We start from the raw sequence: 17,312 nt of genomic DNA on the forward strand, positions 1-17,312 counted from the left end.
GTTACAGCGTTATTGTTTTTTTTAGATAATATTTAGCCAAATACCAAAACTCACTGTAACAAGATTCACGGTCTTATTGTTTTATAGATGTAACTATTTTTATGGAGTACAGACCTATTGAGGAAACTATCACAACAAAAAAAACAAACTATGAATATTATGAAATGGATAAAAAGACTGTTAATGGCCTTGCTTTTAATCGTCATCCTATTACTAATTACCGGATTTATTTTTGAAAAAATATCCCGTTCAATAGCTGAAAAAATCCAGCCGGATGGCCAGTTTGTAGAAGTTGAAAACCATAAAATACACTATTTACAGGAAGGAAAGGGCGGACCTACAGTCGTTTTCGAAACAGCTTTCGATCCAGCGGGTCATCTGCAGTGGTATCATATCCAGAAAAATCTTCCGAAAACCTATACTACATTTTCTTATGACAGATCCGGGATTCTGTGGAGTGAGCGGGGAACAAACCCTAAAACAGGCGAAAAAATGGCAGAAGAACTTCATACGCTTCTAGAAAAATCAAAAGCCCCGAAGCCCTATATCCTTGTCGGACATTCCTTCGGGGGAATGCTTATCCGGTTCTTCGTACAAAAATATCCGGCGGATGTAGCAGGAGTGATATTGGTAGACAGCCAATATCCGGCAGATGAAAAATACCTGTCACCTGAAATGCATAAAATGGTAAATCAAGGGCTTCCGGGAGGATTTCTCCAGTTTGCAAATACTTTCGGTATGGCAAGGCTTATGTTTGAAAATATGTTTCCGGCCACGACTGAGTATAAATTCCAAAACTCTGTGATGCCTGCGCTGCTTTACAAAAGTGCTGATGCTACCCTGGAAGAACAGGACCATATGAAATCTATTAAAGCTGAAGCTGCTGCCATCAATTCTTTTGGCTCAATTCCTTTGTGTATAATTACAGCAGGTGATAAGACAAGATATAATACCTTTATTAAAGATCAGAAATTAAAAAGCGAAATGCTTCAAGCGTGGGATAAAATGCAGAAAGATTTGCTGAATTTATCTACCGACAGTAAACAGATCATTGTACCAAAAAGTGGACATTATATTAATCAGGACCAGCCGAAGATCATAGAAGAAGCTGTAAACGATATGGTTAAAAAAGTTACGGTTAAGTAAAAGGCTCTTGCTTTCCTGTTTTTCTTCTTCATAAGACCAGGGTGGGTTTATGTTAAACTTTAATATATTTTCCCGTAGATTTTAAGATTAAAATATTAAATTTGATAGAATTAATCGGTAGTTTATGAAGTTAATTGAGTTAGCTAAGGAGCTTAATGTTTCAGCAGAAGCCATCAAACAGTTTATCCAGGATTTTGATCTTGAGCTGGGGGTATGCATAAGTACAAACTTTGAAGTAAAGAAAGATTTCGAAAAGTTTGCCCGTGAAAACCTGGACTTTTTAAAGCTTTATGAAAAAGATCTGGACAAAAATAAAACCCTGGAGCAGATCGCAGAGGTGATCAATCAGCCCAAAGAAAAGATCGAAGAAGCGATTAAAGAAGGAAATCCCAATATTTTTGATAACGGCTTTTTCCGTTCCTCAATCTCAAGTTATGGTATAGATAATAAATTGGGTGGCAATTATCAGTTTGTCTATGATTATTTCGGGCAAAAAACGACTCTTCAACATAGAGATTTTATCGGATACAGAGATTTATTCTTTTATATATCGGCTGTTTTAGAACCATTCTTAAATCCTCAGCAGATCAAAGATTGGGGCATTCACAAACCGGCAGGCATTATTCTGTACGGGCCTCCCGGCAGTGGGAAAATATTCTGGGCGACCAAAATCTCCGAGATTATCGGATATCAATTTAAAGAAGTCAAAAAACATTATTTGGGAACCTCTTTCATAGACGGAAATAAAACCAACTTCAATGATTTTCTGCTCACCATGATGAAAGAAGAAAAAGTTCTGCTTTTTCTTGACGATTTTGATGAGATTATGATGGAGAGAAAAGCGGAAACAAACCTTGCTTCCTGTAATCTGGAAACCCAGGAATTAATCCTGCATTATATCGGGAAATTTGAAAAAGAAGAGCTGTTGATGGTGGGGTCCGCCAATTCTGTTTCGGAGATTGACGAAGAAATTCTCGCTCCGGGAAGATTTGATGTGATGATTCCTATATTCCCTCCCAATGCTTCAGAGCGTTCAGAGATTATTCTGTATGCGATGACCAGAGAGCTTGAAGAAGATTCTCTTTTGTATAAAATTCTTAAAAATAACAAAGCCGATAAAGTTCCGTTCTGGCATGAGATTTCATCTAAAATGAAGGCATTCAGCAATACAATGCTCATTGATTTTACGCAGAGTCTGAAGAAACGTCTTAAAAACCGATATCAGCAGACCAAAAATGAAAATCTTAAGATCGATCAGAAACTTTTGGAAGCAGCGCTGAGAGATGCTGCCGGAAAGCTGACCGGGGAGTATCTGGATCAGGTTGCAAGATTCCTGGCAGATGCTGTAATCAATAATTTCGACGAATTTAAATTCAGGATTCAGGCTCTGAAAAAAGAGCTGGATACTTATAAAGCCGTTGAAGAGCCAAGAAGAGCAATCGGTTTTCAGCATAATGGTGAAGAGGGACATGATCCTGAAAAAGGGTAATGCGGGATTCGGGTTTGAGAGTTTTTAGTGTGGGAAAGTTTTAGAGTAAGAGAGCTTGAATGCGATAACGTTTGAGGATGGAAATCTTTAATCTGAAATTTGAAATCTGATATCTTGGCTCTTGACTCTTGGTTCAAATTCTTTTAACATACATACATTCTACATTGTACAAAAAATGAACAGCATCTGGGAACTGGAAACCTTTTACAGAAAAAGAGATATGGTCATCATCGGATCAGGATTTTCCGGGCTTTGGACTGCTATATCCATTAAGGAAAAATATCCTGAAAAATCTGTTTTAATTATTGAAAGAAATACCGTTCCGCTTGGAGCTTCAACTAGAAACGCCGGTTTTGCCTGCTTTGGAAGCTTAACGGAAGTCATTGCCGATTCCGGCAACATGGGCTGGGAAAAAACACTTGCTCTTGTTAAGATGAGGTTTGAAGGGCTCCAGAAGATCAGAAAATATTTTAAGGACAGCGAAATAGATTTTGAGCTCAATGGAGGCTATGAAATTCTAAATAATGATGAATCTTTACAACAATTAGATACGGTCAATAAAAAGCTGAAAGAGATAACCGGTCTCGAAAAAACCTATTTTCTTAACCAGAAGAAGATCGAAGAATTCGGTCTTGGGAAATCTAAGTTTTTGGTAGAAAATCCCTGTGAAGGAAGTTTGCATTCCGGAAAATTATTGCAGAAGCTTTTAGAAAAATGCAATGAACTGAAAGTCGAATTCCTGTTTGGAACAGAAGTGAAAAACATTGATGAGAATACAGGAGAAATTGAGATATGTCTTTCGGAAAATCTTTCTGTAAAGTCGGATCAGATTATTTACTGTACGAATGCTTTCAGTGCAAAGTTTCTTGAAAAAGAAGAAATTATCCCGGCACGGGGACAGATTCTTTTAACCGAGCCAATTGATGGATTAAAGCTCAGAGGGACATTCCATTATGACGAAGGATTTTATTATTTCAGAAACCTTGGAAGCAGGGTTCTCTTAGGCGGCGGAAGAAATCAGGATTTTAAAACCGAAGAAACAACCGTTTTTGAAACCACAGAATTTCTACAGAAACATTTGGAAAACTTTTTAAAAGAAGTTATTTTACCAGGGCAAGACTTTAAGATTGCGCTTCGCTGGTCTGGAATTATGGCTATGGGTTCAGAAAAAATACCGATTGTAAAACAGCTTTCAGAAAGGCAGTTCTGTGCCGTAAGGCTTTCAGGAATGGGAGTGGCGCTGGCCCCGAAAATAGGAGAAATAATGGCTGAAATGATTTAAATATAAAATTATGACGAATGAAATATTTACCTTTTGAACGGATCATTTATAGAACAAATTTGTCCGAACAGGAAGTAATAACAAGGCTTTCAAGTTTTGTTGAACCCAGAAAATTTGGTTTTGGAAGGAACCCAATAAAGGAATATGAAGGATCTGTGAATAATAACAGTTTTGAAATCCAAAGAGTTATCAAAAACAGAAATTCTTTCCTTCCTCAAATAAGCGGAACCATTCAGAAAAACAATGGTGAAACACAGATAAAGATTACCATGCAATTGCATTGGATTGTATTTGTTTTCTTGATTTTCTGGTGTGGATTTGTTGTATTGTTTTTAATAGGCATCCTAGTCATGGAAGATTTGAAATCTTTGGAATTTTTTTCGCCTATGTTCATGTTATTATTTGTTTATGCTTTAACGATGTATGGTTTTAAAAGTGAAAGTAAAAAATCAAAAGAATACTTCGAAAAGAATTTTGATGCTAAAATAATCAGTGAATAAATATTACCAATAGGGTTTTAAAAAACGATCAACTCAAAATTCAAAATCTCGTCACTCTAAAAGAATTCCGTATTTTTGCATAAAATAACAAATTCGTGATCAACAACGACCAGATAAAAGAAGTTCAGTCCAGAATTGGCGACTTATATAAATACCTTCAGATCGAAAAAAAGAAGATAGAAATAGCGAATGATGATGAAAAAACCGCTGCACCCGAATTTTGGGACAATCCAAAAGAAGCCGAAGTATTTCTGAAGCAGTTACGTTCCAAAAAAAGATGGGTAGAGGATTATGAAGAGATCAGTACCCAGTTTGAGGACCTGCAGGTTCTTGCAGAATTTGCCAAAGAAGATCCGGACTCTGAAAAAGAGCTGGATGAAACATTTCCACAGCTTGTAGAAAAAATAGAAGACCTGGAATTCAAAAATATGCTTTCCAATGAAGGAGATGAGCTTTCTGCTGTTCTTCAGATTACTGCAGGAGCCGGAGGTACGGAAAGTTGCGACTGGGCTTCGATGCTGATGAGAATGTATACCATGTGGGCAGAAAAACAAGGCTATAAAATCCGTGAGCTTAACTATCAGGAAGGTGAGGTAGCCGGAGTAAAAACCGTTACACTGGAAATTGATGGTGAATATGCCTTCGGATATCTGAAGGGTGAGAACGGAGTACACAGGCTCGTAAGGATTTCCCCTTTCGACAGCAATGCAAAACGCCATACCAGTTTCGTTTCAGTATATGTTTACCCTTTAGTGGACGATACCATTGAAATTAACATTAATCCTGCCGATATTTCATTTGAAACGATGAGGTCTTCCGGAGCCGGGGGACAGAACGTCAACAAGGTAGAAACTGCCGTACGTCTTCGCCACGCACCAACCGGAATTATTATTGAAAACTCAGAGTCGCGTTCCCAGCTTCAGAACAAAGAAAAAGCCATGCAGCTCCTTCGTTCAAGACTTTATGAAATGGAGCTTGAGGCACGTATGAAAGCAAGAAACGAGATAGAGGCCAATAAAATGAAAATAGAATGGGGAAGCCAGATCAGAAACTACGTGATGCATCCGTATAAACTGGTGAAAGATGTTCGTTCCGGTCACGAAACTTCAGACGTGGATTCCGTCATGAACGGAAATCTTACGCCATTCCTGAAAGCTTACCTCATGGCCGATGGTACCGCTGTTTCAGACGATGATATGGACTTGTAAAATATCATGTCCTTATTTTAGTTAAAATCTTATAATTAATTTTTGTTTAAGACTTTTTACGCTTACTTTTGTTGTTAATCGTTATATATGGAAGATTTCAATAGCTGGAGAGATTTACTGAACCCCGAGTTTTATATCAAAATGGGTGGGTTCTGGCTTATTTTATTTATTGTTTTTGCTGAAACAGGTCTTTTTGTAGGATTTTTCCTGCCCGGAGATTCATTACTGTTTGTGTCAGGAATTTACGCTGTTGAAATTATCAAAGAGACTTTTGGCTCCACTGGGAGCGACTTTTTAGATACGACTATTCTGGCTTCCTGTGTAGCACTTGCCGCTATTATTGGGAATGAGGTTGGATATTATTTTGGAGTGAAAACAGGTCCCGCTTTATATAAAAAGCAGGATACCATGCTGTTTAAGAAGAAATACCTTTATCAGGCCCATGACTTTTTTGAAAAGCACGGAGCACTGGCGATCATTATGGCCAGATTTTTACCGGTGGTAAGAACCTTTACTCCAATTGTTGCGGGTATTGTGAAAATGGACAAAAAAGAATTTTTAAGAGATAATATTATCGGCGCAGTTCTTTGGTCATTCATCCTCATCTTTGCCGGACATTATCTGGACAAGCTTTTCCAGGAGCAGTTCGGAATCAATTTAAAAGAGAAGCTGGAACTGATCATCATCATCATCGTGTTAGTAACAACACTTCCGGTAATCATCAAATTTGTTTTTGGGAAGAAAGAAGACTTCTCTAAATACGAAGACAAAGATCCTGAATAAAAAATATAAAACAATATAGATAACCTGTCTTTCCGGCAGGTTATTTTTTTATCCATTCCAGAATATTCGGATAGATAATGCTGTCTCTTTTTATTTTGCTGAAAAACCTCGGGGCGTGACCTGTTCTTTTCATAAAAACAAGTTTATGGATTACATTCTGTTCGGTAAGCGCAGAATCCATAGATAGTCCCTGATGCTGATTCACCAGAAAGTCATTATTACCCTGAAAAAGTAATGTGGGAACGTTGGATATATTGGCAATCGGACTCGCTTCTCTAAATGCTTCAGATATATTTTTACGGTCAAATTTTGTTCCTACCACTTTCTGGAAGGTTGGAGAAGTATATTTTGAATAAAATGATTTCAGGTATTCCGGGCTGTAAAAATCCGTCGGACCACTCATTGAAATAATTTTTTTGATCTGTTCAGGATGTTTGTATCCGTAGAGCAGGGCAAGATGACCGCCGGCACTTTCCCCAAGCAGAATATAATTATTGGGTTGAAGCTCTGCTTTTTCAGCCAGGGAATTAAACTTTTCAATAGCAGCGCCAATATCCTCCAGCTGCTGCTTATAAGTGATATTTTTACGCTTTGAAACAAGCCTGTAATTCATATTGATGCTCGGAATCTTATGTTCAAAAAGCATTTTCTGCACCTGGATCATGTGTTCCTTTTTTCCCAGAGTCCAGGCACCACCATGTACAATAAGTACTATAGGTACATCTTGTGCATAATCCAACGGAAGAAAAACGTCCATTTTCTGCCTTTTATGCTCCCCGTATTTTAAATTATATATCTTCTGCTGTCCGCCGGTGCCTACCCAGACCCTGAATTTTGTATTGCATGACTGCAGCACGAAACTAAGGCATCCTACAACAAAGAAATGGTATCTCAGAATGAGCTTTTTCATTAATTAAAATTACAGAAAAATTATAGTAAGTAAGGCTTTTAGATAATGATTTTTGATAGGTAGGAATCCAATATTCATACACAGAGATGAGAAAAATTAAGGCTTAAAGCTTTTCTCCTGTCTTTGATGAAAGTCCTTTTTTGATGGTAATTACACCTTTCTCGCCCTCTTTGAAAATAAAGGTAATTTCACTGTCGTCATCCTGCAGAAAAAACGAATGGTCATTTTCAGCCAGCATTCTTACTTTTGGTTCGTTGTTATTCTGAATAAAAAGCTGCCCATTTTCATACAAAATATGGATTGTATTATCTTCCGACAATTTATAATTACCCGCATATTTTTTAAGAATAGAATCGTCCGGGAGTATTTCTTTTTTTGGCTTTGGAAGCTCATAAGGTTGATTTAAAAGCGCACCCAGAATCGTATTGCCCGCTTTCTCCAGCTTTTTACTGGTAATATTGTTGAGCAGTATAATGCAGATGTCATCATCAGGAATCATCGCCAAATAACTTGTCGCACCTTCAATATTTCCTCCGTGATTAATCACTTTTTTTCCGTAAAGGTCATCAATAAACCAGCCGTAGCCGTAGCCGCTTAGAAAAGGTGTTGTTGCTTTCCTGAACGTTTCTTTAGAAACAATCTTATAATCTCTGAGTCCTTTATAGTATTTGTAAAGATCTTCAGCTGTGCTGTAAATCTGCCCTGCAGAGGCTGTTAATTCAGGATTCCATATTTCTGTTTTTTCCTGTCTTGTTTTTGAAAGGTAAGCGTAAGGAACGGTTTTGTCCGGACTTTTCAAAGCTGGGTAATCAAAGCCGGTATGATTCATTTTCAGGGGATCTAAGATGAATTTTCTCACAGCATCTTCATAAGAAAGGCCTGTAATTTTTTCAATAATAACTCCAAGCAGAATATATCCCGAATTGGTATATGAAAACTGGCTTCCCGGTTCAAAATCTAAAGGCTCGTCCTTGAAAAAGGAAATTTCCTTATTTGGGCTAATGCTTTCTCCCGTATGAAGAAGACGGAAATATTCCTTGTTTCGCAATGGTTCATAAATTCCTGAAGTGTGGGTGAGGAGATGCTCGACTGTAATTTCATTTCCTCTGGGATAACCTGCAATAAATTTAGAAATAGGATCTTTTACAGAGAGTTTTCCTTCCTCGCTTAGCTTTACGATAGTTAATGCAGTAAAAGATTTCGTTAAAGAAGCAATCTGGTAAATGCTGTTGTTTTGATTAGGAATTTTCTTTTCTGCGTTCTGCCAGCCATAAGATTTTTCAAAGATGGTTTTATTTTGATAATGGATCAGTGCTGTTCCATTAAATTTATTAATTGCAGAATAAGCCCTGATAATCCCATCTATTTCCTTTTTTTTCTTTTCTAAGTTATCCACGGGAACATCCGTTGTATTTTGGGCCTTGAATGGAGAACAGAATGTACTGGATATAAAAGTCATACACCCTAAAAAGAAAATATAATGTTTACAGTTCATGGTATTGCCGTTTTTTTTAACAGGGTAAAAGTAAGCAGAGTTTTTTCAATTAAACCGCTCATCATCAGAAAATATTTTAAATTAATATCCAGAAACAAATTGAAAATAGATTTTAATAATTATTTTTGCTCGACTTAACATATATTAAAAAAACATTAAAATAATATGGCATCTGGTTTTTTTGCAATTTTAGATGATATCGCGGCACTGATGGATGATGTAGCGGTGACAAGTAAAATAGCCACACAGAAAACAGCGGGTATCCTTGGCGATGATCTGGCTGTGAATGCAGAGAAGGCCACAGGTTTCCTTTCTTCACGGGAAATTCCGGTTTTGTGGGCAATTACAAAAGGCTCATTTATCAACAAATTGATCATTCTGCCCGTTGTATTTTTGCTCAACTGGCTGTATGCACCTGCAATTAATTACGTATTGATTCTCGGAGGATTATATTTAGCTTTTGAAGGGGTTGAAAAAATTATAGAATTTCTTTTTCACCGCGAAAAAGAAGGTCATGAAGTTGTGGAAGAAATTATTGAGGACGAAAAAAGTGATGAAGAGATAGAAAAAGCAAAGGTAAAATCGGCAATTACTACAGATTTTATTTTATCAATTGAGATTGTAATTATTGCTTTAGGAACAGTTTTGGAAGAAAATCATCCTTTCATTACTCAGATTTTAGTAACCAGTTTGGTAGCATTTATTGCGACTGTGGGAGTTTACGGAATTGTTGCTTTAATCGTAAGAATGGATGATGCAGGATTTAAGCTAATCAAAAAAAGTAATGATAAAGGGTTCTTTGGAAAGCTTGGACATCTGTTGGTAAAAGCTCTCCCTATCGTTATTAAAGCTTTGGGAGTTATCGGGACAATTGCCTTAATTATGGTAGCTGGTGGTATTTTTGCCCATAGAATTGAATTTCTTCACCATGTTTTACCTTCCTGGTCTTCTAATGAATTTCTGACTATTTTAAAGGAAATTATTCTTGGTCTTATAGGAGGATTAGGTGCTGTAGCTATTTTTACGGCAGGGAAGAAAATCTACTCACTGGCATTTAAAAAATAATTGTTTACAGATATAACAACAAAAAAACTCAGCAATACAGTACTGCTGAGTTTTTTTATATTTGAATGAAAAGAGGCCTTGTAAGCCTCTCCGGATTAATTGAATAAATCTTTTACTTTGTCAAAAAAAGTCTTCTCCTTTCCGGAAGGTTCTGCAACCATTTCTCCACTTGACATCTGCTTTTCAAAGAAATCTTTCTGTTCTTTAGTCAGTTTTTGTGGGGTCCATACATTAATGTGAATGAACATATCACCTTTTCCATAGCTGTCGATGCTTGGAAGGCCTTTTCCTGCCAGTCTAAGGATCTTTCCGGACTGTGTACCCGGATCAACAGTAATTTTCACTTTACCGCCTACTGTAGGAACTTCTTTCTTAGTTCCCAAAGCTGCTTCTGCAAATGAAACATATAATTCCTGGTGAAGATTATCTCCCTCTCTCTTAATTGTTTTATCAACTTCCTCTTCAATGATCACTAAAAGATCTCCTGGAATTCCGCCGAAAGGAGCATCATTTCCTTTTCCTCTTACATTAAGCTGGATACCATCTCTTGCCCCTGCCGGAATATTGATGGAAATTTCTTCCTCATCTTTTATTAATCCCTGTGCATTGGCTCCTGCTGGAATTTTATCTGCCACTTTACCGATTCCCTGACAGGTACTGCAGGTAGTCTGTGTCTGCATCTGTCCGAACATGGTGTTCATCACTTTAAGCTGAACACCGGAACCGTTACAGGTAGGGCATACTTTTGAGGTGGCACCTTCCGCCATCTTCATTTTTTTTACTTTGATGGTTTTTTGTGTTCCGTTCACCATTTCTTCAAGATTCAGTTTGATTCTGATCCTTAAATTAGATCCCTTCACCTGCTGACGTCCTCCGCCGTTTCCACCAAAGCCGCCAAAGCCACCACCAAAAATATCTCCAAACTGGCTGAAAATATCCTCCATGTTCATCCCTCCGCCGAAGCCTCCGCCTCCGAAACCTCCATTACCACCCATTCCGGCATGGCCGAACTGATCATATCTGGCACGTTTCTGGTCGTCGCTCAGTACTTCATAAGCTTCTGCAGCTTCCTTGAATTTTTCTTCAGCCTCTTTATCTCCTGGATTCTTATCCGGGTGATATTTGATGGCCATTTTTCGGTATGCTTTCTTTATCTCGTCAGCTGATGCAGATTTACTGATCTCAAGAACTTCGTAATAATCTCTTTTTGACATGTTGATTATAATTGATTACTGATAAATGATAACTGATGTTTATTGCATATGGTTTAAAGCCTGCTGCCAATCAATTATCTATCACCATTTATCATTTATTTTAATATTAGTTTCCTGTTACTACTTTTGCAAAACGGATCACTTTATCACCTAAAGTATATCCTGTTTCAATAACATCTACGATTTTGCCTTTCAGATCTTCAGATGGAGCAGGAATCTGAGTAATGGCTTCATGGAAATCTACGTTGAACGTATCACCTGCATTAACTTCCATAGCTTTTAAACCTTTTTCCGTGAGTTTGTTTTTAAACTTCTGATAGATCAGCTCAACACCTTGAAGGTCAGATGGATTTCCGTTTTTAGCAATTTCTTTTAAAGCCCTTTCAAAGTCATCCAAAACACCCAGCATAGAAACCATCATATCCTGGTTGGCATACTGGAAGAATTCCATTTTCTCTTTGGATGTTCTTTTTTTATAATTTTCGAATTCAGCGTACAATCTGATATAACGGTCCTTTTCTTCTGCCAAAAGTTCTTCTGCAGAAGGTTTAGCTGTCACATTGTCCTCAGATACCGCTTCGTCCTGAATGTTGTTTATTTCCTGATTATTGATGCTTTCTTCGTTAATATCCTGGTTTTCCATAATTCAATATTTATTTAAAGAATTGATTGACAAAGAACCTGCCAAATACAAAAAATGGACATTAAGGCAGAAAATGAAGAAGCTGATTAATTGTGAATGGTCAATTTTGCTGTGCAATTCAATAGTCAATTAACGGCTGTTATAAGGTTCACAATTGCCAATTCACTATTCACTAAACTTTTAATTGTGAAAGATCAATTTTGCTATGCAAGTTAATGGTCAATTAACGGCTGTTATAAGATTCACAATTGCCGATTCACTATTCACTATACCTTTAATTGTGAAAGGTCAATTTTGCTATGCAAGTTAATGGTCAATTACCGGCTGTTATAAAATTCACGATTGACAATTCACTATTCACTACACTTTTAATTGTGAAAGGTCAATTTTGCTACGCAAGTTAATGGTCAATTACCGGTGTGGTAAAAATTCACAATTGCCGATTCAAAGTTTGAAAGATCAATTTTGCTACGCAAGTTAATGGTCAATTACCGGTATGGTAAAAATTCACGATTGACAATTCACCATTAACATTTCATCTTTTCTATCCGGTAAACGTTTGGTATAGTAAGTACAGATTTAGGATAATAATGATAATAGAAATGAGCCAGACAGATATTTTCAAGAAAGGCTTATTCACGAATTCTCCCATTTTAGTCTTGTCGTTGGTAAACATAACCAGGGGAACTACTGCAAAACTCAGCTGCATGGATAAAATTACCTGGCTTAAAACCAGTAAATCAGTTGTCCCCTGTTCACCATAAATAATAGCAACAATTAAAGCGGGAATAACAGCAATAAGTCTTGTAATCAGTCTTCGTAGCCATGGTTTTAACCGGATATTTAAGAAACCTTCCATAACGATCTGGCCTGCAAGCGTTCCTGTAAGTGTAGAATTTTGCCCTGACGCCAATAAGGCAATCGCAAAAGCAATACTTGCCATAGAAGCACCTAAAATAGGAGTCAGCATTTTGTAGGCATCATGAATATCTGCCACGTGTTTATTTCCTGTAGTATGAAAGGTTGCGGCAGCAAGAATAAGAATGGCTGCATTGATAAAGAAAGCCAGCATCAATGAAACGGTACTGTCCAGAGTTGCAAATTTTATGGCTTCCTTTTTACCTTCCCGGTCCCGCGGATAATCTCTTGTCTGAACGATACTGCTGTGCAGGTATAAATTATGAGGCATTACGGTGGCGCCTAAAATACCGATAGCGATATAAAGCATGGCCGGGTTCTGGATGATTTCCTTTTGAGGAACCAATCCGCCAAGGATTTCATTAAAAGCTGGTTCTGAAATTATAATTTCATAAATGAAGCAGGCCAAAATAATAAAAATAAGTCCGCCTACAATACTTTCTATCCATCGGAAACCCTTGGACTGAAGCAGAAGAATGATCAGAACATCCACTGTGGTAATCACAATTCCCCAGGTAAGAGGAATATGAAACAGGAGATTTAATGCAATGGCAGAACCAATCACCTCGGCAAGATCACAGGCAGCAATGGCTATTTCACAAAACACCCACAGAATAAAATTGGTGGTAGGATTAAAGTGATCACGACAGGCCTGAGCAAGATCCCTTTCGGCAACAACTCCTAATTTCACAGATAAATGCTGTAAAACCATTGCGAAAATATTTGAAATAAGAATTACAGAAAGCAGAGTATACCCAAATTGGGCACCTCCGGCAATATCAGTAGCCCAGTTTCCCGGATCCATATATCCAACGGCAATCATGAGCCCCGGACCGGCAAATGCCAGATACTTCCGCCAAAACGGAGCATTTCGGGGAACTTTTATAGAGGAATAGACCTCGGAGAGGGAGTGGGATGTTTTATCTTTACGCCAAGCGCTGTTTAATTTGAAATTCATAAATGTTAGAAATGACTAACAAATTTAATTAAATAAATATAAATGTGAAAGTATGTAAATAAAAAAATCCCGGAAATAATTTCCGGGATCCTATTTTTAAAGATTCTAAAGATCTATTTTGCAAATCTTACAGACATTTTTCTGTCCGCAGCTCTTTCTGCATCGGAAGCTTTAGCATCTACTGTAGCAAATTTGCTTCCGTAACCTTCAGCACCTAAAGCCTGAGCACCAACTCCTGCTTTTGCTAAAGCACTTTTGATGAAATCAGCTCTGGCCTGAGATAGTTTTACGTTAGAAGCTTCATTTCCTGTTTTATCAGTATATCCTCCTATTTTGATTTTTGCATCCGGGAATGCTTTTAAAATAGCCACCAAGTTATCAAGCTGTCCCTGAGAACCTGCTTCCAATTCAGTAGAACTTCCCATTTTGAAGTTTACATGGTCAAAATCATACCACTTATCTTTCAATGCTGCATCATCAGCTGCATTTTTATAATCACCTGACTTAAGGAAAGTAATCATCTGATCTTCCATACCTCCTTTGTATCCTTTCAGCATTACACCATTAAGATCAATATTTTCATCTGTTCTGGTTGTTGTTGCAGTTGTTGCGGAAGTATCCCCAGGGGCAGTGGTAGCTGCAGTATCAGTGGTTGATCCTGTAGAGTCCACTACTGTGGTAGTTGTAGTTGTTTCTTTCTTCTCACACTGCTTCCAAATAAAATAAGCTGCAGCGATTAAAAGTAAAAGCGGAAGCAACCATTTCCAGATTGAACCTCCGCCATCATTATTATTTCTGTCAGGATTGGTTCCTGCAGATGTAGTACTTCTTGTAACTTCTATTTTAGGCTCTTCTTGTCTTGGAGCTGCTTCAGCATGAGAGCTGCTTCCTCCAAACCAGCTTCCTAAATTTAGGGATGCTAGGGAAAGTCCTGCCGGTAAAAGTGAAGAAATGATTCCTTTTTGTTCACCTAACAGGTTCGAAATTCCAGATTTGCCTAAATTATTATCAGTAGCATATTTTCCGATAGTACCTACCGTAGCTCCTGTTACTAAATTAAGCAGCGAACTGGAAGAATTATTACTGATTCCTGCATAGGTTGCAATAGCATTCACTATTCCACTGATCTTGTCTCCAAAAATAGACGTCAGTAAATTGGAAATTATAGGATTACTAGAAGCACCTCCTACTAAATTTCCTAAAATTCCGCTTGATGAAGCGTTGGTAATTGCATCCAAAACTCCCGGATTATCAGAATTATTGGCTAATCCTCCTACAACTGCAGGAAGCAATCCTCCAATTGCTTTTGAAATACCGGATTCACTTTCTCCAAACTGAGAAGCTGCTTGCGAAATTAAAGCGGGACCTAACTGTCCTTTAATTAAATCAATGACATTTAAAGACATAATAAATTATTTTTTTAGATTAATGTTGCATAAATTTAAACAAAAATCTGTCCAAAAGTCATTTTTTTTAAATATTTATTTAATTTCTAGCAAAGTTTTTGAAAATCAGTAAAAATTACTAGTAAGCTTTTGCGAATAATACACGTCTCTTAGACGGTTTTCCACTGATTAGAGAAATACCTTCTTCAATATCATCATCTAAAGGAATACATCTAATAGTAGCCTTTGTTTCGTCCTTGATCTGTTCCTCTTCTTCAGCAGTTCCATCCCAATGTGCATAAATGAAACCTCCTTTTTCTTCAAGAACTTTCTTGAATTCCTCATAAGTATCTACTCTTGTGATATTATCTTTTCTGAAATTAAATGCTTTTTCATAAAGGTCTTTCTGTATGGTCTGCAACAACTCCTGAATATAAGTGTCAATTCCTTCGATAGAACGAACTTCTTTAGTCAGGTTGTCTCTTCTTGCGATTTCTACAGATTTATTTTCAAGATCTCTTGGTCCCATTGCAATTCTTACAGGAACTCCTTTTAATTCGTATTCTGCAAACTTCCATCCCGGTTTGTTATGGGTATCATCATCAAATTTAACAGAGATGCCTTTTGCCTTTAATTTAGCTACAATATCAAGCGCCACTTCACTGATCTGGGCCAATTGCTCTTCTCCTTTGAAGATAGGAACAATAACCACCTGAATTGGAGCCAGGGTAGGAGGAAGCACCAATCCGAAATCATCGGAATGGGTCATGATCAAAGCTCCCATCAAACGGGTGGAAGTTCCCCAAGAAGTTGCCCATGCATGTTCAATCTTCCCTTCCTTATTGGTGAATTTCACATCGAATGCTTTCGCGAAATTCTGGCCTAAGAAGTGAGATGTTCCTGCCTGAAGTGCTTTTCCATCCTGCATTAACGCTTCGATACAATAGGTTTCGTCAGCTCCGGCAAATCTTTCAGACGGTGTTTTTAGTCCTTTAATAACAGGCATCGCCATGAACTTTTCTGCAAAATCTGCATATACATCATTCATTTTTTCAGCTTCTTCCACAGCTTCATCTTTGGTAGCATGTGCCGTGTGCCCTTCCTGCCAAAGGAATTCCGCTGTTCTAAGAAACAAACGGGTTCTCATTTCCCAACGGACAACATTGGCCCATTGGTTGATCAGGATCGGCAGGTCTCTGTAAGACTGGATCCAGTTTTTGTATGTATTCCAGATAATGGCTTCAGAAGTAGGGCGTACAATAAGCTCTTCTTCTAATTTAGCATCCGGATCTACGATAAGTTTGTGTGGATTGTCCGGGTCCGTTTTTAATCTATAATGGGTAACTACTGCACATTCTTTAGCAAAACCTTCTGCATTTTTTTCTTCTGCCTCAAACAGGCTTTTGGGCACAAAAAGCGGGAAATAAGCATTAACGTGACCTGTTTCTTTGAATCTTTTATCCATTTCATCACGCATTTTTTCCCAGATTGCATAGCCGTATGGTTTAATCACCATGCATCCTCGCACTCCAGAGTTTTCAGCTAAGTCAGCTTTTACCACCAACTCATTATACCATTTGCTGTAATCTTCGCTTCTTGAGGTTAATTTTGCCATTATTTTTTTTAATTTTTTTAACTTTTGTACATTATTGTAATCTAAAAATAAAAATCTATTTTTGATAGATTTTTTTACCAGTGTTTTGGTACATTTTTGGTACAGATTGCAAATATAATTTAAATTAAAAATCTTTACGTTATCATGAAAAGAAATATACATAAAAATTTGCTTGGTGTGTTAAAATCCAAAGGGATTTTGGCAATATCAGGCGGATTGCTGCTTGTGTCTTGTGGTGCTCAAATGGGAGGATACACGGAGACCGATGGGGTATACTACGACCCTAATAAAGATACCCTGCCAGAAGGAGTAATCATCCATGATGGCGGTAACAGGGTAGGAGAAAATTATGATTATTATCAAGACTCTAATGTGATCCAGAATGCGCAGGCTAATTCCAGAGAACAGGACAACAAATACAGTACATGGAGCGATAATAACTGGAACACGAACGCTACCGATTCAGACTGGGGTGCATTTGCCGGGTCTCAGACCAACTATTATGATAATTCCTGGGGTTCTCCTTGGGGATGGTATGGCGGTTATAGTCCTTATTGGGGAATGAACCGCGGCTGGGGCTGGGGAATTAAAGTGTCCTGGGGCCCGTCTCATCTACACATTCCCGAGCCAACGAGAACCGTGAGGTTCTCGTATGCCGTCCTCTTCTTGAAAAATAATAAGATTAACCTGGCATTCGTTTT

Annotated in this window: 14 protein-coding genes and 1 pseudogene; 8 read left to right on the forward strand and 7 right to left on the reverse strand. The window is 37.7% G+C overall.

The genetic code is table 11. The annotated features are described in order from the left end of the window. Positions 1–159: 159 nt before the first annotated feature. From DRF61_RS09165 to DRF61_RS09190, 6 genes are all read left to right on the forward strand, one after another. The gene (locus DRF61_RS09165; protein WP_157963375.1) at positions 160–1,146 is read left to right on the forward strand and encodes an alpha/beta fold hydrolase; all 987 of its coding nucleotides are present in this window, start codon (positions 160–162) and stop codon (positions 1,144–1,146) included. A 124-nt stretch (positions 1,147–1,270) separates the two neighbouring features. Next, positions 1,271–2,635 (forward strand): AAA family ATPase, encoded by a 1,365-nt coding sequence (locus DRF61_RS09170; RefSeq protein ID WP_111956196.1) that lies wholly within the window; start codon positions 1,271–1,273, stop codon positions 2,633–2,635. 175 nt (positions 2,636–2,810) lie between these two features. After that, positions 2,811–3,917: an NAD(P)/FAD-dependent oxidoreductase gene (locus tag DRF61_RS09175; RefSeq protein ID WP_202974499.1), complete on the forward strand. Its 1,107-nt coding sequence runs from the start codon at positions 2,811–2,813 to the stop codon at positions 3,915–3,917. A 17-nt stretch (positions 3,918–3,934) separates the two neighbouring features. Then, entirely contained in the window at positions 3,935–4,417 is a 483-nt protein-coding gene (locus tag DRF61_RS09180) for a hypothetical protein (protein ID WP_111956199.1), read from the forward strand. 95 nt (positions 4,418–4,512) lie between these two features. Beyond that, the gene (gene prfB / locus DRF61_RS09185; protein ID WP_111956201.1) at positions 4,513–5,625 is read left to right on the forward strand and encodes a peptide chain release factor 2; all 1,113 of its coding nucleotides are present in this window, start codon (positions 4,513–4,515) and stop codon (positions 5,623–5,625) included. 87 nt (positions 5,626–5,712) lie between these two features. Continuing rightward, positions 5,713–6,408, forward strand: a complete 696-nt coding sequence (locus DRF61_RS09190; protein ID WP_111956203.1) for a DedA family protein — start codon at positions 5,713–5,715, stop codon at positions 6,406–6,408. 40 nt (positions 6,409–6,448) lie between these two features. Here the strand turns inward: DRF61_RS09190 and DRF61_RS09195 are convergent, their stop codons facing one another. Both DRF61_RS09195 and DRF61_RS09200 read right to left on the reverse strand, forming a co-directional pair. Further along, positions 6,449–7,318 carry an alpha/beta hydrolase gene (locus tag DRF61_RS09195; protein ID WP_111956205.1) on the reverse strand — a complete coding sequence of 290 codons (870 nt, stop codon included), beginning with the start codon at positions 7,316–7,318 and terminating at the stop codon, positions 6,449–6,451. Positions 7,319–7,421: 103 nt separating this feature from the next. Further along, a complete protein-coding gene (locus DRF61_RS09200; protein WP_111956207.1) occupies positions 7,422–8,813 on the reverse strand; it encodes a serine hydrolase in 1,392 nt (463 codons plus the stop codon). 165 nt (positions 8,814–8,978) lie between these two features. On the opposite strand from DRF61_RS09200, the gene DRF61_RS09205 reads away from it, so the two are divergent. Next, complete coding sequence (locus DRF61_RS09205; protein ID WP_111956209.1) at positions 8,979–9,878, forward strand: DUF808 domain-containing protein; 900 nt, start codon at positions 8,979–8,981, stop codon at positions 9,876–9,878. A 95-nt stretch (positions 9,879–9,973) separates the two neighbouring features. Here the strand turns inward: DRF61_RS09205 and dnaJ are convergent, their stop codons facing one another. The 5 genes from dnaJ to proS form a co-directional block, all read right to left on the reverse strand. Then, entirely contained in the window at positions 9,974–11,092 is a 1,119-nt protein-coding gene (gene dnaJ, locus DRF61_RS09210; RefSeq protein WP_111956211.1) for a molecular chaperone DnaJ, read from the reverse strand. 106 nt (positions 11,093–11,198) lie between these two features. Beyond that, positions 11,199–11,735: a nucleotide exchange factor GrpE gene (locus tag DRF61_RS09215; protein ID WP_111956213.1), complete on the reverse strand. Its 537-nt coding sequence runs from the start codon at positions 11,733–11,735 to the stop codon at positions 11,199–11,201. Between the two features lie 544 nt (positions 11,736–12,279). Further along, complete coding sequence (locus DRF61_RS09220; protein WP_111956215.1) at positions 12,280–13,611, reverse strand: Nramp family divalent metal transporter; 1,332 nt, start codon at positions 13,609–13,611, stop codon at positions 12,280–12,282. 113 nt (positions 13,612–13,724) lie between these two features. Further along, positions 13,725–15,017, reverse strand: a complete 1,293-nt coding sequence (locus DRF61_RS09225) for an OmpA family protein (protein ID WP_111956217.1) — start codon at positions 15,015–15,017, stop codon at positions 13,725–13,727. Positions 15,018–15,135: 118 nt separating this feature from the next. Continuing rightward, entirely contained in the window at positions 15,136–16,611 is a 1,476-nt protein-coding gene (gene proS, locus DRF61_RS09230) for a proline--tRNA ligase (RefSeq protein ID WP_111956267.1), read from the reverse strand. A 144-nt stretch (positions 16,612–16,755) separates the two neighbouring features. Between proS and DRF61_RS09235 the strand changes: the two are divergent. Continuing rightward, a pseudogene (locus tag DRF61_RS09235) lies at positions 16,756–17,312 on the forward strand (hypothetical protein); the annotation flags it as partial.

The organism is Chryseobacterium lathyri, assembly GCF_003290185.1.
Classification (GTDB): Bacteria; Bacteroidota; Bacteroidia; order Flavobacteriales; family Weeksellaceae; genus Chryseobacterium; species Chryseobacterium lathyri.